Raw genomic sequence first — 25,632 nt, 5'->3', positions numbered from 1 at the left:
CTTTGCAACGATATCAACCAAAGCGACCTGTAATATAATCTTCTGTACGCTTATCTGAAGGCGTCGTAAATAATTTGTTTGTATCTGTATACTCCACAACTTCCCCGCTTAAGAAGAAAGCGGTTTTGTCTGAAATACGCGCTGCTTGTTGCATATTATGCGTTACGATAACAATACTAAAGTCTTTCTTTAACTCTTGAATTAATTCTTCTACTTTTAATGTTGAAATTGGATCTAGTGCCGATGTTGGCTCATCCATTAAAATAACGTCTGGCTCAATAGCTAAGCAACGTGCGATGCATAGACGCTGTTGCTGTCCACCAGATAAACCGTATGCATTATCGTGCAAACGATCTTTTAACTCATCCCAAATCGCTGCTCCGCGTAAACTTTTCTCAACAATTTCATCTAATGTCTTTTTATCACGAATACCATGGATTTTTGGACCGTATGCTACATTCTCATAAATAGATTTTGGAAATGGATTTGGCTTTTGGAACACCATTCCTACGTGCGTTCTTAATTCTTCAACTGGATATGATTTATCAAATATATTGCGTTCTCTATATTCAATTACACCTGTAGTTCGAACGATCGGTACTAACTCTACCATGCGATTTAACGTTTTTAAGTACGTTGATTTACCACAGCCACTTGGACCAATAATTGCTGTAACTTCATTCTCATGAATACTTAAATTAATATCTTTTAAAGCATGGTCTTCCCCATACCATAAATTTAAGTTTTTCGTATCAAATACTACTTTCTTTGGCGCAGTCTCGATTTTCTCTTCGTTTTTCACCTGTACATTTACTACTGTTGCTACCATTTGAATTCCCCTTTCATCCACTTCCAACTTATTTTCGATTTCGTAACCATAAAACAAATATATTGATAAATAGCAACAAACCTAACAAAACAATCATCCCAGCTGCTGCTACATACTGAAATTCTTCTTGTGGCCTACTCATCCAATTAAAAATTTGAATTGGTAAAACTGTAAATCTATCAAACATACTAAATGGAACATAATTTGCAAACGCAAGTGCCCCAATAACTAATAGTGGTGCTGCTTCTCCAATTGCTCTTGATATCGCTAACGTACAGCCCGTTATAATCCCCGGGAAAGCATATGGCAATACAATTTGATACATCGTTTGCCACTTCGTAGCACCTAATCCGTAAGAACCCTCTAATAATGCACTTGGTACTGATCGGATTGCTTCTTGACTCGCCACAACAACTGTTGGTAAGACGAGTAAACTCATCGTCAGTGCTGCTGCAACTATACTCTCTCCTAAATGAAGAGCATATACAAAAATAGTTAAACCAAGCAATCCAAATACAACGGATGGTACTCCTGCTAACGTTTGATTATTAATCTCTACTATTTTTTTAAATAGAGATTCCTTCGCATATTGCTCTAAATAAAGGGCTGTTCCAACTCCAAATATAAAAGAAACAGGTATAACAATACTCATAAATAATATTGTCCCTGACAAAGCCGCAGCAATACCAGCTTCTTTCGGATTACGTGAAGCGAAATTTGTAAAGAAATCTATTGAAAGATAGCTTATACCTTTTTCAACAATTTGAAACAGTAACACAAACAAAATTACGATTGAAAATAAAATTGCTATATAAAATAACAATTTGTAAATTCGATCTTTTAAAAAGCGTGATGCCATGTTTTTTTGTATTTTTTTATGATTCAACATCCGCATATTATGTCATCCTCCTAAAACGGCGCATAATTGACTGCGAAATGATGTTCATAATAAAAGTAAACAAAAATAATGTTGCACCTACAGCATACATGCTGTAATACGTAATCGTTCCATGCGGAGCATCACCTAAACTTACTTGCACAATATAGGCTGTTAACGTTTGAATAGAATGTGTCGGATCAAGCGATACATTTGGTGTGGATCCTGCCGCAATTACAACAATCATCGTTTCACCAATTGCACGCGAAGCCGCTAATATAATTGCTGCCATAATCCCTGTAAAAGCGGACGGAAACACCACTTGTTTTACCATTTCAAACCGCGTCGCTCCGAGTGCTAATGAAGCTTCTTTCGTCCCTTTCGCCACAGCTCTCATCGCGTCTTCAGATAGAGATGCAACTGTAGGCATCATCATAAATCCGATAACGATTCCTGGGCTAATCGCATTAAAAAACTGTAAATCTGGTATAATCCTTTGTAAAAGCGGCGTAACAATTGTTAATGCAAAAAAACCATATACAATTGTCGGGATACCTGCTAATAGCTCTAACATCGGCTTTAATATTTTCCGTGCACTATTTGAAGCATATTCGCTTAAAAATACGGCACACGCTAAACCGATAGGAATTGCTACAAACATAGCGATTGCTGTTACAAGGAACGTTCCACATATAAGTGGTAATATACCGAATTTAGGATTTTCAAAAAACGGTAACCATTCTTTCTCCGTCAAAAAGGAGTACAATGATATTTTTTGAAAAAACATGATTGTTTCATTAGAGAGCGTAAAAACAATTCCAAGTGTCGTAACAATAGAAACGCTAGCAATTATTTTTAGTAACAAAGGCATTATTCGATTGATTCGCTGCGTTTTTTTTCTTTGTTTTGTATTTCTTTCAATCAAATGTTGTACAGAAAATGTAATTTGACTTTTGTCATTATGAGCCAAAGATGAAAACCCCTTTCCACCCTGACATTACCTTTTTATTTCTGTTAACATACGCAGCTGTTCATTGTATTTTTCTTTTCTTAATTTTACATACCCGACCTCTTCAGCGAGGTTACCAACATGCTGAATCATAAACTCAACATAGTTTGCTACATTCATTTTATTTCGGATAGATGCATTATTCACATAAGTAAGTAGCGGCCTAGATAACGGCTTATACTTACCTGACTGAATGGTCTCTTTCGTCGGAAATACACCATTCACTTTTATTGCTTTCACCTTATCTCGATTAGCCATATAATAAGCATATCCTACAAAAGCAATGGCATGTTTATCATTCATTACCCCTTGCATAATAACTTGATCATCTTCAGACAAAGAGACTTTTTTTACAATGCGATGATTTTGTAAGATGACATTTTGAAAATAATCATAAGTACCAGAGTCTACGCCTGGTGCATAAAACTTCACTTGTTCACGTGGCCATGTTGAATGAATTTGTGACCATCGCTTCTCTCTTCCATCTTCACTCCACAGTAAACGTAACTCGTCTACTGACATATCGTCTACCCATGTATTGTGCCGATTCACAACAATTGTAAGACCATCGTTAGCGACCTCAAAAGGTGTGAACTGAATAGAGTTTTTCTTCATCTCATTTTTCTCGACTTGTTTCATTACTCTCGAAGCATTATTTATATCTACTTCTCCTTTACTGAAACGATTAAATCCTCCCCCAGTTCCAGAAACACTGATGGAAATTTTCACGTCTGGATGCACCTTTGTATATTCCTCCGCTACTGCTTCTATAATAGGAAAAACCGTTGAGGATCCATCAACTCTCACTTCTCCCATATCATTTAAAGCAAATGCAGTAGACATTTCAAAACAGAGGAACCATATCGATAGTACGAAAATTATAATCGGTGTACGCATCCATTTCACGTGTTCTTCCTCCTAGAAGTAACCGGAAATAACAGGATTACAGATATAAGAATACTGCTAAACTATTAATTCGGTTTTAATTGTTTGTAAAAGTTTTGTAAAGTTCCACAAAAATCAACATACGATAAAGTGAAACTTTAATCAGTCCTCACCAATCGGGCTTTTACGGACAGCCCGACCCCCACCTAACTTCTTTGCTTTCGCTGAATTTTGAGATGGGGGTCTTACTGCCCGTTAATAGCGGGATACAATTTTAATCGGTAGTAGTTATTCATTTTCTCTGATAATTTCCCTATAAAACAGTTATCCCCTATCTCATCATATACAAGTATTATTTATAGGGCCGCGTGTTTCCCAATATTGTATACTTGTCCACATTTATTACACGATATGCATAAACCATAAAAAAAAGCACACTATCTTTTCAGATAGTGTGCTTTTTTTAAATTTTTTTATTCATCATCTTGATCTTTATTTTTATTGTTTTTATCATCTTTTGGAGCTTCACCATTTACTTCTTGGTTTTTTAAATCAAAGTAGGCGTCCATAATTTCACGACCAATATATCCATTAATACCAGTCTTATCATCATGTACCCATGGAACAACAACAGAGAATGCTACTTCTGGATCTTCAAGTGGCGCATAACCTACTAATGTTAAGTTATATGTTTCCACACGTTCACCATTTGCCTTTCTACCAATCTCTTTATCTCCGCCATACACAGTTTGCGCGGTACCTGTCTTCCCTGCCGCTTTATATTTTGCACCTGTAAAGTATTTGGTAGCTGTACCACCTGAATCATTATACACTTGTCTAAATCCTTCTTGAACACGTTTAATTTGCGATTCTGGCATATCAACACGATTTAATACTTTCGGTTCCATAGATTGAACAACTTTCCCAACTTCATCTGGTTTCACTGCCGGTTGACGAATTTCTTTTACAACTTGTGGTTGCATACGATATCCACCATTGGCAATCGTCGAAATATATTGCGCTAATTGAAGCGGTGTATACGTATCATACTGTCCAATTGATAAATCTAGTAAGAAACCTGGTTGACTACCTCTCCCCATCTGACCAGCAGATTCATTCGGTAAATCAATTCCTGTTTTTACACCAAGTCCAAACTGTCCGAAATAATAACGCATCGTATCAAATGCTTTTTGAGGTATATCTAACGTACCACCTCTCACATATGGAACACCAGCGATATTCATCGCTGTTTTAAACATATAAACGTTAGAAGACATTTTTAAAGCTGTAAGATCATTAATATATCCCATCGTTTTCCAAGATGACTTCGTAGGTGTACCTTTTAATTTAATTGGTTCATCCAATTGTACTGAACCTGGTTGAATCGCACCAGTTTGATATCCAGTAAGTACTGTTGCACCTTTTACAGTTGACCCCATCGGATAAGAACTTGTCATGGTACCTAATGCAAAGTCATTTACTTTCGTTTGACCATCTTCGTTAACTAATTGTTTCCCAGCCATAGATAAAACTTCACCATTTTTTGGGTTCATCATTACAACGAATGCGCGATCTAAAAGAGGTTCGCTTCCTTTAAATCTCATTAAATTCTTCGTAAGAATATCCTCCACGCGCTTTTGTAATTCCATATCAATCGTTAAATTCAGGTCATTACCACTTTGTCCTTTTGATACATTAATCGTTTCTAAAATATTACCGTTTTTATCTGTAACATTTCTAACTTCTGCTTTCGTACCGTGCAGACTATCTTCATACTGTTGTTCAAGATAACTTTTTCCTACTCGGTCATTTCGATTATAATCACGAACAAGATAGTAATCTAGTCTTTCTCTTGGTAAACCTTCGTCAGAAGTTGTTACACCACCAAGTACACTTCGGAACAAATCACCATCATATGCATATTTTCGTTCCCAATCAACACTTGTATCTACTCCCGGCAATTGCGCTAAATTTTCACTAATAATCGCATATTCTTCATCTGTTGCATTTTTCTTAAGAACTTGAGGTGTCATTGCATATCCGCCATCCATCTTACTCTTAATCGCTAGTATTTCTAGATCTTTTGCGGATAATTGATTAATCTCTTCTTCTGTTACACGACTGCGCTGACGCTCGTCTAATTCTTTATCATCAATTTTTTTATCTTTAAACTCTTGACGATCTTTATTCGTAATTTTTTCTTTAGCTTCCTCTTTATGCATAGCAAGCCAATAATCTTTTTTATCGCGATCTGTTAATTTATCTGTCGGTACTTCAATCAAATCTGCTAGCTTTTTCGCTGTTTCTAAGCGATCCTCTGCAGTTGATCCTTTCATTTTTGTAAATGTAATAGTACGAATGGCTGCATTATCTACTACAGATCGCCCATAACGGTCAAATATTTTCCCACGCGGTACAGGATTACTTATCGTTGAGTTTTCTTTCTTCTCCACTTCATTCTTATATTCTTCACCGCGAACAATTTGTACATATCCGAGCCTTACAATAACCGCGGAGAACATTAAAAACACGCAGAAAAACAGCACGTTTAACCGAAAAGGAACGTGGGTCTTTTTCTTATTTTGCTTCTGCTTCTTGCTCATACAAACCCCCTCTACCAACAGCTATGTAATGTGAAAGGGACACCTTCATACAGGTGTCCTCACTGCTGTCTTACATCTTTTTCTATTCTAGCATAAAACAAACGAGAAGTTAACCTTCTGGTTCAGTTTGGTTTTGCGCGTTTCCTTGCGTTACAACACTTGTTTTACTCGCATTTCCCTCATCATATTTGACATTTTTAACTGCAAAATAAATAAGAAAATGTCCAGCACCTAAAATACATAATAAGTAAGGTAAACTTTTTTCAGGTGGAAAGAATAGTACAGCACATAAAAAACTTGAAATGGAACAGATTCTTCCGGCGTTTAACCACAGCTCCCGAACAACGACATATTCCACACGCCATTCTCTCGCATTTTTCGCTCTACCAATTACGTCATATGTCATTGATCCATACGGAACAAGTAAAATAGGATATGCAATCGCAATACATGCCGCATAAATAAGTAATTTCGTGTATGTAACATTGAAAATAACTAAAAAGACGACAGCATATAAAATAATGCCTCCAAGTAAAATTGCTTTTTTTCGCCACTCCTTCTTTAACATACGAGCAACTAAGTAATAACATACAAAGGATACAGCAGAGTTCACTAAACTATATTTCCCTAATGCGAACTCACTATTAGTTGCTAAATAAACATATACTGAAATGACAAAAATAAACGTTCCTTCTCTCAATCCTTGGAAAAAATGAGCTCGTGTAATCTTTCCCCAGTTTTTATCAATCCGTCGTTCTTTCAATACTTGCACGATTTCATAACGCCCTTCACATTCTCTTTTAGATAAAAAGAAGCTTAAGACGACAGCAACTGCAAATAGAACTAATGAAAGAAAGAATATAACAGTATAACCACTCCATTTCTCCATACGTGAAATTGTGTATCCTGCTGCTATTGGTCCGATCATCCCAGAGAAGGATGTAAGAAGTCCAAGAAACCCATTAAAGAAATCTCTTGTTTCTGGTTCTGTAATTTCAAATGTCAATAAGTTAAAAGCCAACCAGTAAAAACCGTATCCTACTCCTAAAAGAGCCCCCATTAATAAAATATACTGAGAAGCACTTTTCCCCGCTACTAAGACAACAATAAAAAAAATTGCGAGCGTTCCTACTCCTATTCGTAATAAAATCGAGCGATCGATACGTTTCGCTAATTTTCCCCCTACAAGAAATGTGAGAGGCTGTAATATAACGCTGGCCAAATTATACAAGCCAAGATTCACATAATTTTGTGTTTGTTTCCATAAATAAATATTTACAAACGTATTCGATAAAGAAATTGCGAGCGTGTATAAACCTCCTATAAGGAGCAATAACACTAAATCCCGATTCACTTCAACGTCACCAATTATATGTTTCCACTTCATACACAACTCTCCTTTACTTCATGTTCTAGTCTTCCAAAGACAAGCCCAATTATGTAAAAGGAAAGCATAGAAAAAAAGCTAGGGGTTCTCCCCTAGCTTTTTTCTATATTTATTACAATTATTTTGCTTCTTGGTAACGTTTTTCAGCAGCGTTCCAATCTACAACGTTCCAGAATGCACCGATGTAGTCTGGACGACGGTTTTGGTAGTTTAAGTAGTAAGCATGCTCCCAAACATCTAAACCGATAACTGGCGTTTTACCTTCAGTTAAAGGAGAATCTTGGTTTGGAGTGCTTGTTACTTCTAGCTCACCATTGTTTACTACTAACCAAGCCCAACCAGAACCGAAGCGAGTTGCGCCAGCTTTTGCGAATTCTTCTTTGAATGCATCGAAGCTACCGAATTTTGCTTCAATTGCAGTTGCAAGTTCACCTACAGGTTGTCCTCCGCCGTTTGGAGATAGGATTGTCCAGAAGAATGTATGGTTAGCATGTCCGCCACCATTGTTACGTACTGCTGTACGGATTGCTTCTGGTACTTCGTTTAAGTTTGCAACTAATTCTTCTACGCTTTTGTCAGCTAATTCTGCATGACCTTCTAAAGCAGCGTTTAAGTTTGTAATGTACGTGTTGTGATGTTTTGTATGATGGATGTTCATTGTTTCTTTGTCAAAGTGAGGCTCTAAAGCATCATACGCATAAGGTAAATTTGGTAATTCGTGTTTTGCCATTGTTATATTCCTCCCAGTTTATGTATTGCCACTTAAGTGACATACAACTTCATTCTACCCTAATTGCCATAGGGTGCAAACAAATAAATCACATTGTCTTGCTATCATTAAAGTAGCAAAATTCCCACTTCTTTTCAATTAAAATGCTCATATATTCCGTAAAAAAAGCTTCCTTCTACAAGGAAGCTTCCTGCTAACATAATAAACATGCGAAATGGATATGGACCCTGTAGGACTCGAACCTACGACCGGACGGTTATGAGCCGTCTGCTCTAACCAGCTGAGCTAAGGGTCCACAATTATGTATGTAACAACATATCAAATAAAGGAATTCCTATCGGATATGCCCTTTAAGAAAGGTAAGATAAATTTACCATATAGAAAAGAAAAGTGTCAATTGTATTTTTCTTATTTAAAAGAAGAAAGTTAATAAAAAGAAATTTAGTTATCTCCACTATATGTAAATATAATATATCTTGAGATTCTCTAGATTCCTACGTTACAATGATTTTATACATACATAAAGGAAGTGAATCTATGTCCATATTTACCCAATTCGTAAAAAGCATATACTCGCCTAAAGATATGGCGCTATTCCGTTTTCAAAAAATCGGTAAAACCATTTTGTATATTATGCTACTTTGCTTAATTACTACTATTCCAAGAACTTTTTTGTACGGTAGTTTTATCCAAGATGGTGTAGGCATGGTAAATCAAGTCATCGATAAAGATTTACCTGATTTTAAAATTGAAAATGGCGAACTAAAAGCCGATATTGATCAGCCTATTGAAAAAGAAGAAGGAAATGCACTTTTCGTATTTGATCCAAATTCAACAGACCTAGAAAAATATCAAAATAAAACAGGTTTATTTGTTTTAAAAGATAAAGTAGTCTCTATGGGAAATGGTCAAACACAAACGTATTCTTATAACGATTTGTTAGGTGCATCTCTTGAGAAAAAAGATCTACAAGAATTTATTTCTTTATTCGATAATATTTATCCAATTTTATTATTTGTTATTGGATTCTTAGTGTACCTATTCCAATTATTTATCACTTTTGTAGGCGTGACTTTACTTGCGTTCATCGGTTCTGCTATGAGCGGTCAACGTAAACTATCCTATAAACAAGTTTGGACACTAACTGCATACAGCTACACAATCCCAACCATTTTCTTCATGATTATGGATTTATTCAAAATCGTCGTACCTGGGGCAACATTCATTTATATCGCTGTTGTTTTAATCGTTCTATACTTAACGATTAAAGAGGTACCCCAACCGAAAGAAAAATAAAAAAATGCCTAAATAGGCATTTTTTTTTTGGACAAGCATATATTCCTAGCAAAGGAGTGAAGAATATGAAGAGGTTAGGTATATTCCTATTCGTGCTTGTTCTCGGTTATATATTTTATTACGATATAAAAATCGGTACTTTACCGATGTTAAGTTCATATAAAAAAACAACTGCTGCCCAAACGATTAAAAAAGAAAACACAGACAGCCAACAAAATAAAGAGAATAAAACAGAAAAAGAAACGGATACATCTTATAAAACAATTGAAGTAAAAACTGGCGAGACAGTTCTTTCTATTACAGAACAAATTAACAAGAAAAAAATTCCTTCCATAGAAAAAGTCATTGACGACTTTAAACAATTAAACAAAAGTACATCTGCTACAAAAATACAAATTGGAAAGTCTTATAAATTCCCGTTATATCAATAAGCCATCACTTAATCCTTGTCAATTACATAAAGGCGCTGATACAATAGTAAAAGTGAAACCGAGCACTTCGGTTTCTATAGCCCTATATCACGTATACTATCATTGATATGAGGGACTAAATAAGAAACTTCTTTTATAAGGAGAGCGATCTATTCGTGAATGAAATGACTCATCGTACAAAAACACGTCCAGTTAAAGTCGGTAATTTAACAATTGGCGGTAATAATGAATTAATTATACAAAGTATGACAACAACAAAAACACATGATGTTGAAGCAACAGTTGCCGAAATCAAGCGTTTAGAAGAAGCTGGCTGTCAAGTCGTCCGTGTTGCCGTTCCAGATGAACGCGCAGCTAATGCTATTGCTGATATAAAAAAACAAATCAACATTCCACTTGTTGCTGATATTCATTTTGATTATCGCCTTGCTTTAAAAGCAATTGAAGGTGGCATTGATAAAGTACGTATCAATCCAGGTAATATTGGTCGTCGCCATAAAGTAGAAGCTGTTGTAAATGCAGCAAAAGAGCGCGGTATTCCAATCCGTATTGGTGTAAACGCTGGTTCATTAGAGCGCCACATTTTAGAAAAGTACGGATACCCAACTGCTGATGGTATGGTTGAGAGCGCGCTACATCATATTAAAATTTTAGAGGACTTAGATTTCCACGATATTATCGTATCTATGAAAGCCTCTGATGTTAACTTAGCAATCGAAGCATACGAGAAAGCTGCTCGCGCTTTTGATTACCCATTACATTTAGGTATTACAGAATCTGGAACATTGTTTGCTGGAACTGTAAAAAGTGCCGCTGGTCTTGGAGCAATCTTAAGTAAAGGCATCGGAAATACACTACGTATTTCATTAAGTGCTGATCCAGTTGAAGAAGTAAAAGTTGCTCGTGAATTATTAAAATCATTCGGTCTTGCTTCTAACGCAGCGACACTTATCTCTTGTCCAACTTGTGGTCGTATTGAAATCGATTTAATTAGCATCGCTAACGAAGTGGAAGAATACATCTCTACACTTCAAGTACCAATTAAAGTTGCAGTACTTGGTTGCGCTGTAAATGGTCCTGGTGAAGCTCGTGAAGCTGATATCGGTATTGCTGGTGCACGTGGAGAGGGATTATTATTCCGTAAAGGGCAAGTCGTTCGTAAAGTACCAGAAGAAACAATGGTAGAAGAACTGAAAAAAGAAATCGACGTAATTGCTGCTGAAATGGCTGCTGAACGAGAAAAAGAAAAAGAAAAAGAGACACAAGAACAATAAAAAGAAGGTTGCCACAATATTTGTGAGCAACCTTCTTTTCTACGTAAAAAAGCTCGTCAGTTATATAACCGACGAGCTTTTACTTTGCACATTTTGGACAACGACCATATATTTCAAACTTATGACCCGTTACTTCATAACCAGTAAAATCTTTATTCATAAAATCCATTGGGCAGGAAGTAATCTCTTTCGTCCCCCCACAATCCAAACAAATAAAATGATGATGATGTTCCATAATAGAACAAGTGAAACGAAAATGTTTTTCACCATTTAATTCCGTTTGTTCTAAAACACCAATCTCAGCAAAAACTGTTAAGTTACGATAAATCGTATCAAAACTAAGCCCTGGATAATCGTCTTTCATATGCTCTAAAACGTCTTTCGCAGTTAAATAACGATTATGTGCTGCAAATAATCTGAGCATCTCTTCTCTTTTTCCAGTATGTTTGTATCCTTTTTCCTTCATTAGGCGTAAAGCTTCTGTTAGATTCATACCTATCCCTACTTTATGCAGTTTTTTTCTTCTTCCATAAAATCGCACCGATTAAAATAAGAACTGCTATCATAACAATTGTACCACCTGGTGCTAGATCAAGTTGATACGAAGCAAACATTCCACCAATTACTGCAATTTCACCAAATAAAATGGAAAAGAAAATTGTTTGTTTAAATCCTTTAGCAATACGAATACTTGCTGCAACTGGTAACGTCATTAATGATGATACGAGAAGAACCCCTACTACACGCATTGATACTGCAATGACAAGAGCAACTAATATAATGAAAATAAAGTGAATCCATTTCGCTCTTAAACCAGTTGATACTGCGTATTCCTCATCAAATGATAGTAGAAACAGCTCTTTATATAATAAAATAATTGTCGCAACAACAACAATTGCTACAATCCCAATAATAATTAAATCCGTACTTGTTACAGCACTGACACTACCAAATAAATAACTAAATAAGTCTGTGTTAAATCCATTTGCAAGTGAAATGAAAATAACTCCAACTCCCATCCCTGCCGAAAGGATAATCGGAATTGCTAATTCTTGATAGTGCTTATATACAGTTCTTAACTTTTCGATTAATAGCGCTCCACCAATCGAAAAAACCATCCCCATATATAAGGGGTTTAAAAATCCACCTGTAAAAATGGTTTTTTCAAGTAATAAACTTGCTGCAATACCTGATAACGTCACATGACTTAATGCATCCGCAATAAGAGATAAACGACGAATAACAACAAACACACCTATTAGCGGTGCAACAAGTCCAATTAAAATACCTGCGTATAAAGAATTACGTAAAAAGTCATATTGTAAAAAATCTTGTATCATTATATCCTCCCGTGATGCTCATGTTCGTGTTCTAAACGATGAACATGATGCCCATATAAGATGGACATTTCTGCATCTTCTAACTCTCGGAACTTCTCTACATTTCCATGGAAATGTAGATGTTGGTTTAGGCATGCAACATGTGTTACTTTTTCGGTAACAGCTCCCATATCATGAGTAACAAGAATTAATGTGATTCCCAACCTTTTGTTTAAATCCTCTAATATTTCGTAAAAACTTTCCACATTTTTTACATCGATTCCAACAGTAGGCTCGTCTAAAATAAGCAATTCAGGATCACTAACGAGCGCACGAGCAATAAATACACGCTGTTGCTGTCCACCAGAAAGCTCTCCAATATTACGACCTTGAAACTCACTCATCCCTACATCAGCAATTGCTTTTTCTACCTTTTTCTTATCCTCTTTTGTGAAAAAGCGAAAAAGCCCTTTTTTCGAAACAAGTCCCATTGACACAACTTCAGAAACAGTTGCTGGAAAACCAGAATTGAAACTATTTGCTTTTTGGGATACATAACCAACTTTATTCCATTCCTTAAACTTCTTACTATCAACGCCAAACACACGAATGCTTCCTTCTTTTGGCTTTAAAACGCCTAATAAACACTTAAGTAAAGTTGATTTACCTGAACCATTCGGTCCCACTAAACCTAAAAAAGCTCCCTTCGGAACTTGCAAATTAATATTTTCTAACACATTCCGATCTTCATACCGGAATGTTAAACCTTCAATCTCTAATATATTATTCATAGCATCTCACCTATTTTAATTCAGAATGATTCCGATTTATATCTATTTGAATTATAGTACAGCTTATTATAGTTGTAAACCAATCTGCCTAAAATATATCTATTTTTTCAAGAAACCTTACTATTATAACAAAAAGCAGAGAAAAATTCTCTGCTTTCGAAAAATATTCCTATATATGTTTAGTGAATAGCCGATTTAAACTTACCACCATTTGTCTCTTGCGTGCTCATAATCGTAACAAACGCATTTTCATCAATTTCATGCACAATTGACTTTAACTTCGTCACTTCTAGACGCGTTACAACTGCATAAATAACTTCTTTTTCTTTATCTGTGTAACCACCTTTTGCTACAAGCTTTGTAGTTCCACGGCCGAGTCGATGTAAAATCGCATTTGATACTTCCTCATATTGATCAGATACAATTAAAACTGCTTTCGTTTCATCTAGCCCTTGAATTACTGTATCGATCGTTTTAAATGCAATATAGTACGTCATAACAGAATACATCGCTTGTTCCACACCAAACACAAATGCTGCCCATGCAAAAATAAATAAGTTCACAAACATTACGAATTCACCAACAGAGAACGGTAATTTCTTCGTTAATAAAATCCCCATAATTTCAGTTCCATCTAACGATCCACCATGACGAATTACAAGTCCTACACCAAGACCTAAAATAAGACCACCAAACACAGTCGCTAAAATAGGCTCTGTTGTAAACGGTGGCACCGCATGTAACGTTGACTCAATGAATGCTAACGCTACAATACCAAATGCCGAAGATAACATAAATGTTTTTCCAATTTGCTTATAACCCGAATACATAAATGGGATATTGAGAACAACGACTAAAGTAGAAAAACTTAACCACCAAATATTAGGAGTAAGATAATCTAATATAAGAGAAATACCAATAATTCCACCATCAATAATTTTATTTGGCATTAAAAATAGTTCAATCGCTACCGCTGCGCATGCTGCCCCAAAAATAATCATAACTAAACGATAAATGAGATGAATAACACTTTCTTTTCGATGTTGCTTTTGCTCCATAGGTCCTCCCTTTACTCTTTTTCTGTAGTTTTGTCCTTATATTATAACATACGCTTCTTTTCCTCATGAAAAAAGAAACTCTATACGAATATGTACAAGCTATATGCTCATATATTTCGATAGAAGAACGCGTGAAGGAGGATAACAAGATGAACCTCATTAAACAAATTGTTAATAAAAAATTAAATCATATTTCTACAAAAGAGTTATTAAAATATAGCAAAGAATATGAAGTTTCTATTACGACTGCACAAGCTGACCAAATCGTTTTACTTATGAAAGGTAAAAATATTAATATTTACGATAACAACGAGCGACTAGAGCTCTTAAAACAGATCGCAAAAGTAACTTCCCCTGCCACTGCCCAACAAGTAAATACCTTATTTCAGCAATTACTAAAATAAGGAGGGGAAATCCCCTCCTTATTGCGCTTTAATTTTTTCAAGAAGCCCTTCATCAAAAGTACCGTTTTTCAGCATTTCGATTTCCAATTTGTATGGTGGCTTCTTATCTTTTTTATCTTCCCCTACATACGGTGTTTCAAGAATTTTTGGTACATGCATTAACTGTGGATGATGTACAATGTGATGCAACGCTTTATACCCAATGTGACCAAATCCGATGTTTTCATGACGGTCTTTTCCTGCTCCGCGTACATTTTTACTATCATTAATATGAAGTACTTGTAAACGATCTATACCAACGATCTTATCAAATTCGTTTAATACACCGTCAAAGTCATTTACAATATCATATCCTGCATCGTGCGTATGACACGTATCAAAGCATACAGATAGCTTTTCATTATATTTTACGCCATCAATGATTTTTGCAATTTCTTCAAAGCTACGACCACATTCTGTTCCTTTTCCTGCCATCGTCTCTAACGCAATGTTAACCGTCTGTTCTGGCGTTAGTACTTCATTAAGCCCTTTAATAATTTGTTGAATACCAGCATCTGCTCCAGCCCCAACGTGCGCTCCTGGGTGAAGAACAATTTGTTTCGCTACACCTAATGCCGATGTTCTTTCAATTTCCATACGAAGGAAGTCTACACCTAATTGGAATGTTTCTGGCTTCGTCGTATTCCCAACATTAATAATATACGGCGCATGGACGATAATTTCCTCAATACCATTCAGCTCCATATGTTTTCTTCCTGCTTCTATGTTCAATTCTTCAATTGGTTTTCTTCGTGTATTTTGCGGTGCACCTGTATAAATCATAAACGTTGTTGCACCGTATGAAACAGCCTCTTCACTTGCTGCTAATAACATGTTCTTACCACTCATGGAAACATGAGATCCAATCTTTAACATACAATCACCTCTTCAATATACAATAGATATAATGATAGCATAATTTGTAGAAATATGTAGTGAATTGTTTGTTCACAAAAGACGCACTACACAAATTTATATGAGTATTTAAACAGACTATACTCTTCATTTAAATTAGCGGGATTAAAAAAAGATAAGGGAAACCCCTTATCTTTTTTTATTGCTATATTTTCTCTTCACTTTGTCACGTTCTGTTGCAAGTTTACGTTTATAGTTTGGTTTTACTTTTTTCGGTTTTTTAATAACTTTCGTTGCCATAACATCAAGTTCGTCATTTGGTTTTTTACGGCTCTTACGACGACGACGCTCACCTAAATCCGCCCACTCATCTCCGCGTAAATCTACATGTTTAAACTCGATATGACGTTGTTTTTCTAAGCTATCTAATGCTTCTTCGTTTGCTGGATCATAAATCGTCACTGCAATACCAGAATGCCCCGCACGTGCTGTTCTTCCAACGCGGTGAACGAAGAAATCTAAATCTGATGGTAGCTCATAGTTAATAACATGGCTAATTCCTTCAATATCAATACCACGTGCTGCTAAATCAGTCGCAACAATATATTGGAATTCAAGGTCACGAATTTGTTTCATCATTTTTTTACGATCACGTGGTGATAAATCCCCGTGAATTCGTCCAACTTTTAAGCCGCGTTCCATTAATCCATCAGCAACTTGATCTGCCATTTTTTTCGTATTCGTGAAAACAACTGCTAAATACGGTTTAAATTGAAGTAGCATTTTATTCACTAAATCAATTTTATTACGATGTTTAGAAGGCACTAAATAGTGTTCAATGTTTCCAGCTGCAACTTGTTTTGGATTGATATGAATATGCTCTGGATTCTCCATATATTTCTTCAGAAACGGTTTTAGTTTTTGAGGAATTGTTGCAGAGAAAACTAGCATTTGCAAGTTTTTAGGCATGCGTGCTGCAATTTTATCTACATCGTGAATGAATCCCATATCAAGCATTAAGTCAGCTTCATCGACAATAATCGTATTTGCTTTATGAACAAATAATGCTTGTTCTTCTACTAAGTCTTTAATACGTCCTGGTGTCCCGACTACGATATGAGGTTGTTTTTTCAACTTTTCAATTGAACGTTGTTTATCAGTTCCACCAATTAAACAACGCGCTGTAATCATTTGATCTTCCGCACAGAATTTTGTTAATTTCACAATCTCTTCGTAAATTTGTTGTGCTAACTCACGAGTAGGTGCTGTAATAACAAGTTGTACTTCTTCACGGCTTGCATTAATTCTGTTCAATGTAGGAAGTAAGTATGCATGTGTTTTCCCAGAACCTGTTTGGGATTGTCCAATTACACTTACACCTTTTTTCACGACCGGGAAAATTTTCTGCTGAATTCCTGTCGGCTCTGTAAAGCGTAGTTCACGAACTGCATCTATTAAAAATGGTTTAAAATCATACTGTGTAAAAGTTTGTTGTGTCATAAGTTACACCTTCTTTCTAAATTTCTACTGCGCGCACAAATCAGTCAAGTCTACATTATATCGAAATCTACAAGTAAAATCCATCTTTAGTTTAGGTTTTCCCTTCAAAAACTAACCTTCTTCCCCCTTATTGCATATTGTATGTGTATATACCTAACTGAAGAAAGGAGGATTTCTCACATGTTTCCAAAATCCCCCACAAGACAAATGTATCCAAATCAAGGGCAGCAACCTTATACACCATATCCAATTCCACAACTACCACCGATGGCACAAAAAAAGAAAGGGTTCCTTGCTAAACTCTTTAAAAAACACGATCCAACCGAACCTTACATGCAAATGGTTCCGCCTTATCGACAAATGGAAGGACCGCCACCATTGATGCACCAGCACCAGCAACCGCCACCTCAATATCGGCAACAATATCAACCCCAATATCAACAGCAATACCCACAGCAGTACTCACAGCAGTACTCACAGCAATATCAACCATACATGCAGCAGCATCCAGAGCAAATGATTCCCCCTCAAATGTACGAATCAAACGAAACGCGCGGCGGTGCAACAACTACAGCAGCATCCAGTAGCGGCATCGGCAGTTTTTTTGTGAATTTAATTTCGAATCCAACTAATATGATAAACAATATAGAAAAAGTATCCCAAGTCGTTCAATCTGTAAGCCCTGTCGTCGAACAGTACGGCCCTATTATGCGTAACCTACCAAGCATTGTTAAAATCCTCACCTCTGGAAAAAGTACGGAAGAAGATTCAACTAAAAATCAGGCTGAAGACATAACAGAAAAGGTTGAGGTAGCAACTCCACCTCCTCCACAAAAAAAAAGAAAAAGAAAAAAAATAGTGATTGAGCCAGTCATAGAAAAAGAATTACGAGAGGAGCCTGTTCAAAAAACAGCAACAAAACCAAAACTATATGTGTAACAATCCTTTGTTTTCTATCCACTCCTCCTTTATAATGTAAAAGACTATGCACAAAAGTATCCCTTGTTTAGAAGGAGAGGATTACTCATATGAAAATTGTTAAAATTTCCCCTCGTGGTTATTGCTACGGTGTTGTCGATGCAATGGTAATTGCACGTAACGCCGCATTAGATAAATCATTGCCGAGACCCATTTATATTTTAGGTATGATTGTTCACAATAAACATGTTACAGACGCTTTTGAAGAAGATGGAATCATCACATTAGACGGTCCAAGTCGCTTAGAAATTTTAGATAAAATTGATTCTGGTACTGTTATTTTCACTGCACACGGTGTTTCTCCAGAAGTTAAACAACGCGCAAAAGAAAAAGGTTTAACAACAATTGATGCCACTTGTCCAGATGTTACCAAGACACATGACCTTATCGAAGCTAAGAAAGCGGAAGGGTATCATGTCATTTATATCGGTAAAAAAAATCATCCAGAGCCAGAAGGCGCAGTTGGTATTGCACCTGACATCGTTCACCTTATCGAAAAAGCCGATGATTTAAAAACGTTAGAAATCCCAACAGATAAAATTTTAGTAACGAATCAAACAACGATGAGTCAATGGGATGTTCAACATTTAATGGAGGACATTCAAAAAAAATTCCCAACAGCAGAATTCCATAAAGAAATTTGTTTAGCAACTCAAGTTCGCCAAGAAGCTGTCGCTAAACAAGCTGATGTTGCAGACTTAACAATTGTTGTCGGTGATCCGAAAAGTAACAACTCAAACCGTTTAGCACAAGTGTCACAAGAAATTGCTGGTACGAAAGCATACCGCGTTGCAGACGTAAGTGAGATTAAATTAGAGTGGCTACAAGGTGTAGAAAACGTAGCTGTTACAGCAGGTGCTTCTACTCCAACTCCAATTACAAAAGAAGTTATCGCTTTCTTAGATCAATATGACCCAATGAATCCCGCTACATGGGAGAGAGTTCGAAAAGTACCGTTACAAAAAATATTACCTCGTGTAAAAGTGAAAAAAGAACAATAATAAAAACCGTTGCCTATATGAGCAACGGTTTTTATTTTTCTTATACAAATGTAAATGGATCTGTATGTAATTGCGAAGCATGAATGTGTACATTGAGTTTCTTTGCATCCACTTTTTCTTGTAATTGCTTTTGCACACCTTGCTTCATTACTTTTTCAACGTTATGTCCTGGGTCAACTATATTTAAACCGAGCATCATCGCATCATGAGCAACATGATAATACATGTCACCTGTTACATATACATCTGCTCCTTTAAATTTAGCTTGATTGATGTATTTGTTACCATCACCACCAAGTACAGCTACTTTGCGCACTTTATCATCTAATTTCCCAACAACTCGTGCACCCTTTACATCTAATGATTGCTTTACATGTTCTGCAAACTGTCCAAGTGTCATTTCTTCTTTTAAGTATCCTATTTTCCCAAGCCCTAATGTTTCGCCTTTGTTATCAAGTGGATACACATCATACGCTACTTCTTCATATGGATGTGCCGTTACCATTGCTTTAATCACTTTTCGTTGTAGTGAAACTGGAATAATCGTTTCGATCCGCACTTCTTCTACGCGCTCTAACTGTCCAGTTTCCCCTACATAAGGATTTGTCCCCTCTTGAGGTACAAACGTACCTGTACCCTCGCTACTAAACGTACAGTGGCTATAATTGCCGATATGACCAGCACCTGCGTCTCCTAATGCTTTTCGTACTTCCTCTGCATGAGTTACTGGCACAAACACAACAACTTTTTTCATTTCTTCTGCATATGTCGGTGCCAAAACTTCTGTATTTTGCAACCCTAACGCCTCAGCAAGTAAATCATTTACCCCGCCCTTGGCAACATCCACATTTGTATGCGCTGCATAAATGGCAATATCATTTTTAATACACGTTTCAATAATTCTTCCGTACGCTTTATCTGTATGAATCGCTTTTAACGGATTAAAAATTAAAGGATGATGCGCGATAATGACATTCGCCCCTAATTGAATCGCTTCCTCCACAACTTCCTCCGTTACATCTAATGCAATTAATACGTGTTGTACAGATTTATTAAGCGCTCCAATCTGCAGACCAATTTTATCTCCTTCCATCGCCAGATGCTTCGGATACATACTTTCAAATAAAGAAATAATTTCATGGCCGTTTGGAATTTTACTCATGATAAAATCTCCCCTATCATTTTCATTTTCGCTTCTACTTCTGCACGTTTCGCTTTTGTTTCTTCAGAATTAGCCGCACGTTCTAACTGTTTTAAAATATTTTGGAAGTTTTTCAATTCCCCTTCCCATTTTTCAACGAAAGCTTCACTTTTTTCTTTTATTAAAAATGGCCCCATAAACAATCCCGCTTGTTTATTTTCCAAGTAAGGTGCTTCGACATTTCCTCGCTCTCCTACTAAAATCTCATAAATTTTCCCATCTTCTTTTACGATTTTTTCATGGATAAGCTCCCAACCATTTTCAACAAACCATTCACGAATATGATGTGCTGCAATATTCGGCTGTAAAATTAAACGTGTTACACCTTCTAATTTTTCTTTACCACTTTCTAAAATGTCACGAATTAACGCTCCGCCCATTCCAGCAACCGTAATTACATCTACTTCTCCTGGCGCTATAACAGCTAATCCATTCCCTTTACGCACATCTACTTTATCTTGCAAGCCACTTTCAGCTACAGTTGCTTGTGCAGAGCGAAACGGTCCATCTACAACCTCTCCAGCAACTGCTTTTGTAGCAATATTATTTATAATTGTATAACACGGTAAATACGCATGATCCGATCCAATATCAGCAACTGTAGATCCTACCGGTATTTCACGCACAACTTCTTCTAATCGTTTTGAAAGCCTTACTTCATTCATGTATTTCCATTACTCCTTCTCTTGTCAGTCTGTCTCCATGATAATGAATTTATAGTAGTTGTTGCAAGCCTATAACAACAATTCACTTCTCTATCATTCATCGTATTTTAGAAAATATAGAAAAACAAGCCCTTTGCATAAGCAAAAGACTTGTCATACGGAACTTTATTTTTTCTTCGATAACCAATCAGCTACTTTAGTGGCTTGATCAGCTGGAACTATATTAGCAGGCATATTGCCCTTTCCTTTCGAAAGAATTTCTTTAATTTCATCCTTTGAAAGTTTCCCACCAATTTTTTGTAAGTTAGGTCCTACTGCCCCTTGTAACTGATCACCGTGGCAGCTCGTACAGCTTTGCTTCACAATATCCTCTGGTTTTGATGCTGTTTGTGCTGGCTTCCCGCCATTTTTTGCATCAGCTAACTCTTTAGATTTATTTAGCCCCTGAAATGAAAATACAAACATAACGATAATACCCAATGCTGCAATAAGAGCGAACGGAATCAGCGGATTACGTTTCATATCTCTTCTCCCCCCTCTATACCCCTAAATAGTTAGATGATTCAGTCATTTCCATTGTACTTGAAAACGCTCTATCAGAAAAGAGAAAACTACTACTTGTTAAAAATATTCCATAAATTCAGTTTATTGTTTTTTATTGTCATATAGCTTATTATTTCGATAATTATTAACGTTTCTCATCATATTTTTCGCTTTTCTACATATATTTTTGTATAGAATAAACAAAATTAATCGAAAAATCGAAAAATGAGCATTTGCAAATCAAAAGACAATTCTGTAAAATAAATTACAAGAAATTGTAATCGTTGCCGATAGCTAAATTTTAACAAAAATTAACAAAATAAAAAAGTTTACTTCACAAAGGTGAAGTAAACTTAAAAAATAACCTATTCTAAGAAATCCTTAAGACGCTTACTACGACTTGGATGTCTTAATTTGCGAAGTGCTTTTGCTTCAATTTGACGGATACGCTCTCTCGTTACGCCGAATACTTTCCCAACTTCTTCAAGCGTACGAGTTCGTCCATCATCTAAACCGAAACGAAGACGCAGAACATTTTCTTCACGATCTGTTAGTGTATCTAACACATCTTCTAATTGTTCTTTTAGCAATTCATAGGCTGCATGGTCCGCAGGCGATGTTGCTTCTTGGTCTTCAATAAAGTCACCTAAATGGGAGTCATCTTCTTCACCAATTGGTGTTTCAAGAGAAACTGGCTCCTGTGCAATTTTTAAGATTTCACGTACTTTTTCTGGAGCAAGATCCATTTCTTCACCAATCTCTTCAGGAGACGGTTCGCGACCTAAATCTTGTAATAATTGACGTTGTACACGAATTAACTTATTAATCGTTTCAACCATATGAACTGGAATACGAATTGTTCGCGCTTGGTCCGCAATCGCACGTGTAATAGCTTGGCGAATCCACCAAGTTGCATACGTACTAAATTTGAAACCTTTACGATAATCGAACTTTTCAACAGCTTTAATTAGACCCATATTACCTTCTTGAATTAAGTCTAAGAAAAGCATACCACGGCCTACGTAGCGCTTTGCAATACTTACTACAAGACGTAAGTTTGCTTCTGCAAGACGACGTTTCGCTTCTTCATCGCCTTCTTCAATACGCGTTGCAAGTCGAATTTCTTCTTCTGCAGATAGTAAGTCTACACGACCAATTTCTTTTAAATACATACGAACAGGATCGTTGATTTTAACCCCAGGTGGTACACTTAAATCATTGAGGTCAAACTCTTCTTCTGTTTTTGTAATTTGGCGATTATTAGGGCCTTCTTCGTTGTCATTATCACCAACTAAGTCAATGCCTTGTTCACCTAAATATTCATAGTATTCATCCATTTGATCGGATTCAATTTCAAATCCATTCATGCGTTCTGCAATCTCTTCATATGTAAGAACGCCACGTTTTTTTCCGAGCTCAGTGAGTTGTTCTTTCACTTGCTCAAGGGTCATTTCAGTTTCAATTTGTTTAGAACGAGCTGGTTTGTCAGCCATCTGTTCCCCTCCTTACGCGAGATACAAACATTCATTATACTAAAACTTTATCAAAAAAGCTATTTTCTCGCTTTTTGATTTTGTAAATATGCTACATAATATTTAGCAGCCTCTACAGGATCTGTTTTTTCCATTTGTTTCACTTTAAAGATGATCTCCATCTTTTCAAGTTTTTCCTGATGCCGTCTAAGCGTCTCCAAATGGCCTTGCAACACTTCTTCTGTGTATTCTGGATTAATAAATTCATCCGTCGAAATATCAGTGATAATATTTTTCAACTTTTCATCAGAGAGCCAACTTAAAAATGTTCCGACTGAAGGTTCATTTCCCTTTTCATAATATGCGTATAGTTCATATAAAATCCCTTTATGTTCTTCTGTATGAAAATCTTCTATATGGGATTCCATACGAACAGCTACTTCTGCACTTTGCAACATATGGTAAATAATTTCTCTTTCCGCTCTTTCAAAACCTGTTAACTTCGGTTTTGTTTGAACGACTTGAGACGGTTTAGCAACCTGCTTTATTTGTTTTTGCTGTACCTTTTGTTCTTTGCGATATTGGTGCAATTGATTCAAAAGTGTTTCCATTGAATACGAAAATTCTTGCGATAATGACTTCAAATATGACTCTGCCTGCATCGCATCTTGTAACAACGATAACTCTTTTAAAACACTTTTCACATATTCTTCTTTGCCAGACTCATCTTGCAAATTTTTCCCTAAACGCAAATAATTTATTTTAAAACCAACAAAACTCACACTTGATTTCACAAGATTTTCAAAAGCGGTAGTCCCATATTGTTGCACATATTCATCAGGATCAAGCTTATCTGGCAAGGATGTGACTTTCACTTGGCAACCAACTTTTAGCAATAATTGCCCTGCTTTCATCGTCGCTTCTCGCCCTGCTTTATCACCATCATAGCAAAGAACAACAGTTTCAACGTTACGTCGCAGAAGTTTTGCTTGTTCTTCAGTTAAAGCTGTTCCCATTGTCGCAACAGCTTCTTCCACACCACTTTTTACCGCAGCTAGTACATCGGCATATCCTTCAAAAAGAACCACTTGCCCACGCTTTCTAATAAACGGTCTTGCTTGGTGGAAGTTATACAACAATTTACTTTTGTGAAAAATCGGTGTTTCAGGGCTATTTAAATATTTCGGAGTGTCATCCCCTAACGCCCTTCCACTAAACGCTATCACCTTACCTTGTAACGTATAGATCGGGAACATAACTCTTCCACGGAAGCGATCGTAATGACTACCATCCTTCTCACTTCTTATTAGAAGGCCAGCTTGTTCCATACTAGACAGCGATAAACCTCTTTTTTGTAAAATTTTCGTCGCTGCATCCCAAGCAGGTGATGCATAACCAATTTCAAACTTCTCAATCATCTCTTTCGTAATACCACGGTTTAATAAATATGAAAGTGCTTCATTTCCCTCTTCCGTATTTACTAATAAATGATGATAATACTTTTTCAATAATTCATGAGCTTGTTGCATGATGACAGTGTCATCAGATATGTCTTCTTGTTGTCCTTGTCCTGATGTGTACTCTGCAACCGCAATTCCATTTCTTTCGCCTAGCTTTTGAACAGCCTCGGTAAAAGCCAGTCCTTCCATTTTCATTAGAAAGGAAAATACATTTCCACCTTCTCCACATCCGAAGCAATGAAAAATTTGCTTATCAGATGAAACAGAGAATGAAGGAGAATTCTCACCATGAAATGGACAAAGGCCGAAATAGTTACGCCCCTGTTTTCTAAGTTGAACGTATTCACCAATGACTTCTACAATATCGGATGATGTCCGAATCTGTTCAACAACTTCTTCGGGAATTCTGTTCCCCATAACTCCATCTCCGTGTCGTATTTTGTATTCGATATAAATTAAAAAATTCCTTTATAATTCGACAATATTTTTCTAAACTTGTTAGAAAGTGTTGCCGATTACATTGTATAAACGATTTTGAACCTTTCCTATAGGTCCTTTATCTGCATAAATCGCATATACATACTTGCTATATAAAATTGTATACATTTGCTCATCTGTTACAAATGTATCTCTTAGAAACAATACATATACACCTTTTTACAAGAAGAGTAGCAAGCCACATATACTGTTTGATCTTGAGATCTGTAACTTTTTCATGTTGATCCATATAACAATCAACTCCATTTTGTTCAGTATCTACAATGATCCAATTGCCTTGCTATTTCCTTAAAGGATGAGCATATGATGCGACAAACAAAATTCCGACATGAAATTCCGCTCCAACTTGCACAATTTCAGCCTTCACGGGATATACATCTACACCAACTAATATGTTGTTGATGTTTTGCATATTTCTGTATTCTACATCCCTTCTGTGAATCCTTCCATAATGTGCGTTTTCTTGTATAGATTTTGTCGATTTAACGTAATTACATGTCTTTTTCGTAAATCCTATCCCTAGTTTA

26 protein-coding genes and 1 tRNA gene are annotated in these 25,632 nt (G+C 36.2%); 6 read left to right on the top strand and 21 right to left on the bottom strand.

Features of this window, described 5'->3' with window-relative positions; genetic code table 11:
- Window positions 1-13: 13 nt before the first annotated feature.
- The 8 genes from pstB to BUA87_RS16055 form a co-directional block, all read right to left on the bottom strand.
- Window positions 14-829: a phosphate ABC transporter ATP-binding protein gene (pstB, locus tag BUA87_RS16090; RefSeq protein WP_000226681.1), complete on the bottom strand. Its 816-nt coding sequence runs from the start codon at window positions 827-829 to the stop codon at window positions 14-16.
- Between the two features lie 28 nt (window positions 830-857).
- Window positions 858-1,724, bottom strand: coding sequence for a phosphate ABC transporter permease PstA (gene pstA / locus BUA87_RS16085; protein ID WP_029443309.1), 867 nt, complete (start codon window positions 1,722-1,724; stop codon window positions 858-860).
- Between the two features lies 1 nt (window position 1,725).
- Window positions 1,726-2,676 carry a phosphate ABC transporter permease subunit PstC gene (gene pstC / locus BUA87_RS16080; protein WP_000940904.1) on the bottom strand — a complete coding sequence of 317 codons (951 nt, stop codon included), beginning with the start codon at window positions 2,674-2,676 and terminating at the stop codon, window positions 1,726-1,728.
- Between the two features lie 27 nt (window positions 2,677-2,703).
- Entirely contained in the window at window positions 2,704-3,621 is a 918-nt protein-coding gene (locus BUA87_RS16075; protein WP_000871815.1) for a PstS family phosphate ABC transporter substrate-binding protein, read from the bottom strand.
- Between the two features lie 452 nt (window positions 3,622-4,073).
- Window positions 4,074-6,203 (bottom strand): peptidoglycan D,D-transpeptidase FtsI family protein, encoded by a 2,130-nt coding sequence (locus BUA87_RS16070; RefSeq protein ID WP_071713588.1) that lies wholly within the window; start codon window positions 6,201-6,203, stop codon window positions 4,074-4,076.
- A 109-nt stretch (window positions 6,204-6,312) separates the two neighbouring features.
- A complete protein-coding gene (locus BUA87_RS16065) occupies window positions 6,313-7,590 on the bottom strand; it encodes an MFS transporter (RefSeq protein WP_072940228.1) in 1,278 nt (425 codons plus the stop codon).
- A 118-nt stretch (window positions 7,591-7,708) separates the two neighbouring features.
- Window positions 7,709-8,320, bottom strand: a complete 612-nt coding sequence (gene sodA / locus BUA87_RS16060; protein WP_001052031.1) for a superoxide dismutase [Mn] — start codon at window positions 8,318-8,320, stop codon at window positions 7,709-7,711.
- A gap of 221 nt (window positions 8,321-8,541) precedes the next feature.
- Window positions 8,542-8,615 (bottom strand) — tRNA-Ile (locus BUA87_RS16055).
- A gap of 242 nt (window positions 8,616-8,857) precedes the next feature.
- Between BUA87_RS16055 and yqgB the strand changes: the two genes are divergently transcribed.
- The 3 genes from yqgB to ispG all read left to right on the top strand — a co-directional run bounded on the left by yqgB (window position 8,858) and on the right by ispG (window position 11,321).
- Window positions 8,858-9,616, top strand: coding sequence for a protein YqgB (gene yqgB / locus BUA87_RS16050; protein ID WP_000021895.1), 759 nt, complete (start codon window positions 8,858-8,860; stop codon window positions 9,614-9,616).
- Between the two features lie 65 nt (window positions 9,617-9,681).
- A complete protein-coding gene (gene yqfZ / locus BUA87_RS16045) occupies window positions 9,682-10,047 on the top strand; it encodes a protein YqfZ (protein WP_000825415.1) in 366 nt (121 codons plus the stop codon).
- Window positions 10,048-10,211: 164 nt separating this feature from the next.
- Window positions 10,212-11,321 (top strand): flavodoxin-dependent (E)-4-hydroxy-3-methylbut-2-enyl-diphosphate synthase, encoded by a 1,110-nt coding sequence (gene ispG / locus BUA87_RS16040; RefSeq protein ID WP_170956784.1) that lies wholly within the window; start codon window positions 10,212-10,214, stop codon window positions 11,319-11,321.
- Window positions 11,322-11,400: 79 nt separating this feature from the next.
- Here ispG and BUA87_RS16035 read toward each other — a convergent pair whose 3' ends face one another.
- The 4 genes from BUA87_RS16035 to BUA87_RS16020 all read right to left on the bottom strand — a co-directional run bounded on the left by BUA87_RS16035 (window position 11,401) and on the right by BUA87_RS16020 (window position 14,489).
- On the bottom strand, window positions 11,401-11,814 hold the full coding sequence (locus BUA87_RS16035) for a Fur family transcriptional regulator (RefSeq protein WP_001054516.1): 414 nt from the start codon (window positions 11,812-11,814) through the stop codon (window positions 11,401-11,403).
- Between the two features lie 13 nt (window positions 11,815-11,827).
- Window positions 11,828-12,661 (bottom strand): metal ABC transporter permease, encoded by an 834-nt coding sequence (locus BUA87_RS16030; RefSeq protein ID WP_000613817.1) that lies wholly within the window; start codon window positions 12,659-12,661, stop codon window positions 11,828-11,830.
- Window positions 12,661-13,431, bottom strand: coding sequence for a metal ABC transporter ATP-binding protein (locus BUA87_RS16025; RefSeq protein ID WP_072940225.1), 771 nt, complete (start codon window positions 13,429-13,431; stop codon window positions 12,661-12,663). Before BUA87_RS16025 ends, BUA87_RS16030 begins: the two co-directional genes overlap by 1 nt.
- A 179-nt stretch (window positions 13,432-13,610) precedes the next feature.
- Window positions 13,611-14,489 (bottom strand): YitT family protein, encoded by an 879-nt coding sequence (locus BUA87_RS16020; RefSeq protein WP_000435960.1) that lies wholly within the window; start codon window positions 14,487-14,489, stop codon window positions 13,611-13,613.
- Between the two features lie 149 nt (window positions 14,490-14,638).
- On the opposite strand from BUA87_RS16020, the gene BUA87_RS16015 reads away from it, so the two are divergent.
- A complete protein-coding gene (locus BUA87_RS16015) occupies window positions 14,639-14,893 on the top strand; it encodes a DUF2624 domain-containing protein (RefSeq protein ID WP_001048958.1) in 255 nt (84 codons plus the stop codon).
- Window positions 14,894-14,911: 18 nt separating this feature from the next.
- Here the strand turns inward: BUA87_RS16015 and BUA87_RS16010 are convergent, their stop codons facing one another.
- Both BUA87_RS16010 and BUA87_RS16005 read right to left on the bottom strand, forming a co-directional pair.
- Window positions 14,912-15,808, bottom strand: a complete 897-nt coding sequence (locus tag BUA87_RS16010) for a deoxyribonuclease IV (protein ID WP_000912471.1) — start codon at window positions 15,806-15,808, stop codon at window positions 14,912-14,914.
- 168 nt (window positions 15,809-15,976) lie between these two features.
- Window positions 15,977-17,287: a DEAD/DEAH box helicase gene (locus BUA87_RS16005; protein ID WP_000194023.1), complete on the bottom strand. Its 1,311-nt coding sequence runs from the start codon at window positions 17,285-17,287 to the stop codon at window positions 15,977-15,979.
- Between the two features lie 180 nt (window positions 17,288-17,467).
- On the opposite strand from BUA87_RS16005, the gene vrrA reads away from it, so the two are divergent.
- Both vrrA and BUA87_RS15995 read left to right on the top strand, forming a co-directional pair.
- Window positions 17,468-18,226: a VrrA/YqfQ family protein gene (gene vrrA / locus BUA87_RS16000; RefSeq protein WP_071713598.1), complete on the top strand. Its 759-nt coding sequence runs from the start codon at window positions 17,468-17,470 to the stop codon at window positions 18,224-18,226.
- An 89-nt stretch (window positions 18,227-18,315) separates the two neighbouring features.
- Window positions 18,316-19,266: a 4-hydroxy-3-methylbut-2-enyl diphosphate reductase gene (locus BUA87_RS15995; RefSeq protein WP_000706657.1), complete on the top strand. Its 951-nt coding sequence runs from the start codon at window positions 18,316-18,318 to the stop codon at window positions 19,264-19,266.
- Window positions 19,267-19,306: 40 nt separating this feature from the next.
- On the opposite strand, the gene BUA87_RS15990 is transcribed toward BUA87_RS15995, so the two are convergent.
- The 7 genes from BUA87_RS15990 to BUA87_RS31850 form a co-directional block, all read right to left on the bottom strand.
- Complete coding sequence (locus tag BUA87_RS15990; protein ID WP_000036248.1) at window positions 19,307-20,428, bottom strand: Nif3-like dinuclear metal center hexameric protein; 1,122 nt, start codon at window positions 20,426-20,428, stop codon at window positions 19,307-19,309.
- Window positions 20,425-21,132, bottom strand: coding sequence for a tRNA (adenine(22)-N(1))-methyltransferase (locus BUA87_RS15985; RefSeq protein WP_065229367.1), 708 nt, complete (start codon window positions 21,130-21,132; stop codon window positions 20,425-20,427). Before BUA87_RS15985 ends, BUA87_RS15990 begins: the two co-directional genes overlap by 4 nt.
- A gap of 165 nt (window positions 21,133-21,297) precedes the next feature.
- Entirely contained in the window at window positions 21,298-21,654 is a 357-nt protein-coding gene (gene cccA / locus BUA87_RS15980) for a cytochrome c550 (RefSeq protein WP_000828142.1), read from the bottom strand.
- A 386-nt stretch (window positions 21,655-22,040) separates the two neighbouring features.
- Window positions 22,041-23,168, bottom strand: coding sequence for an RNA polymerase sigma factor RpoD (gene rpoD / locus BUA87_RS15975; protein ID WP_000764066.1), 1,128 nt, complete (start codon window positions 23,166-23,168; stop codon window positions 22,041-22,043).
- Window positions 23,169-23,227: 59 nt separating this feature from the next.
- Window positions 23,228-25,024, bottom strand: coding sequence for a DNA primase (gene dnaG / locus BUA87_RS15970; RefSeq protein ID WP_000528221.1), 1,797 nt, complete (start codon window positions 25,022-25,024; stop codon window positions 23,228-23,230).
- Between the two features lie 81 nt (window positions 25,025-25,105).
- Window positions 25,106-25,249 carry a hypothetical protein gene (locus tag BUA87_RS31370; protein WP_000479733.1) on the bottom strand — a complete coding sequence of 48 codons (144 nt, stop codon included), beginning with the start codon at window positions 25,247-25,249 and terminating at the stop codon, window positions 25,106-25,108.
- A 136-nt stretch (window positions 25,250-25,385) separates the two neighbouring features.
- Complete coding sequence (locus BUA87_RS31850) at window positions 25,386-25,517, bottom strand: hypothetical protein (protein WP_002024806.1); 132 nt, start codon at window positions 25,515-25,517, stop codon at window positions 25,386-25,388.
- Window positions 25,518-25,632 lie beyond the last annotated feature (115 nt).

The organism is Bacillus sp. bc15 (assembly GCF_900142585.1).
Taxonomy (GTDB): domain Bacteria; phylum Bacillota; class Bacilli; order Bacillales; family Bacillaceae_G; genus Bacillus_A; species Bacillus_A cereus.
This window is presented reverse-complemented; position numbering and strand designations above follow the sequence as displayed.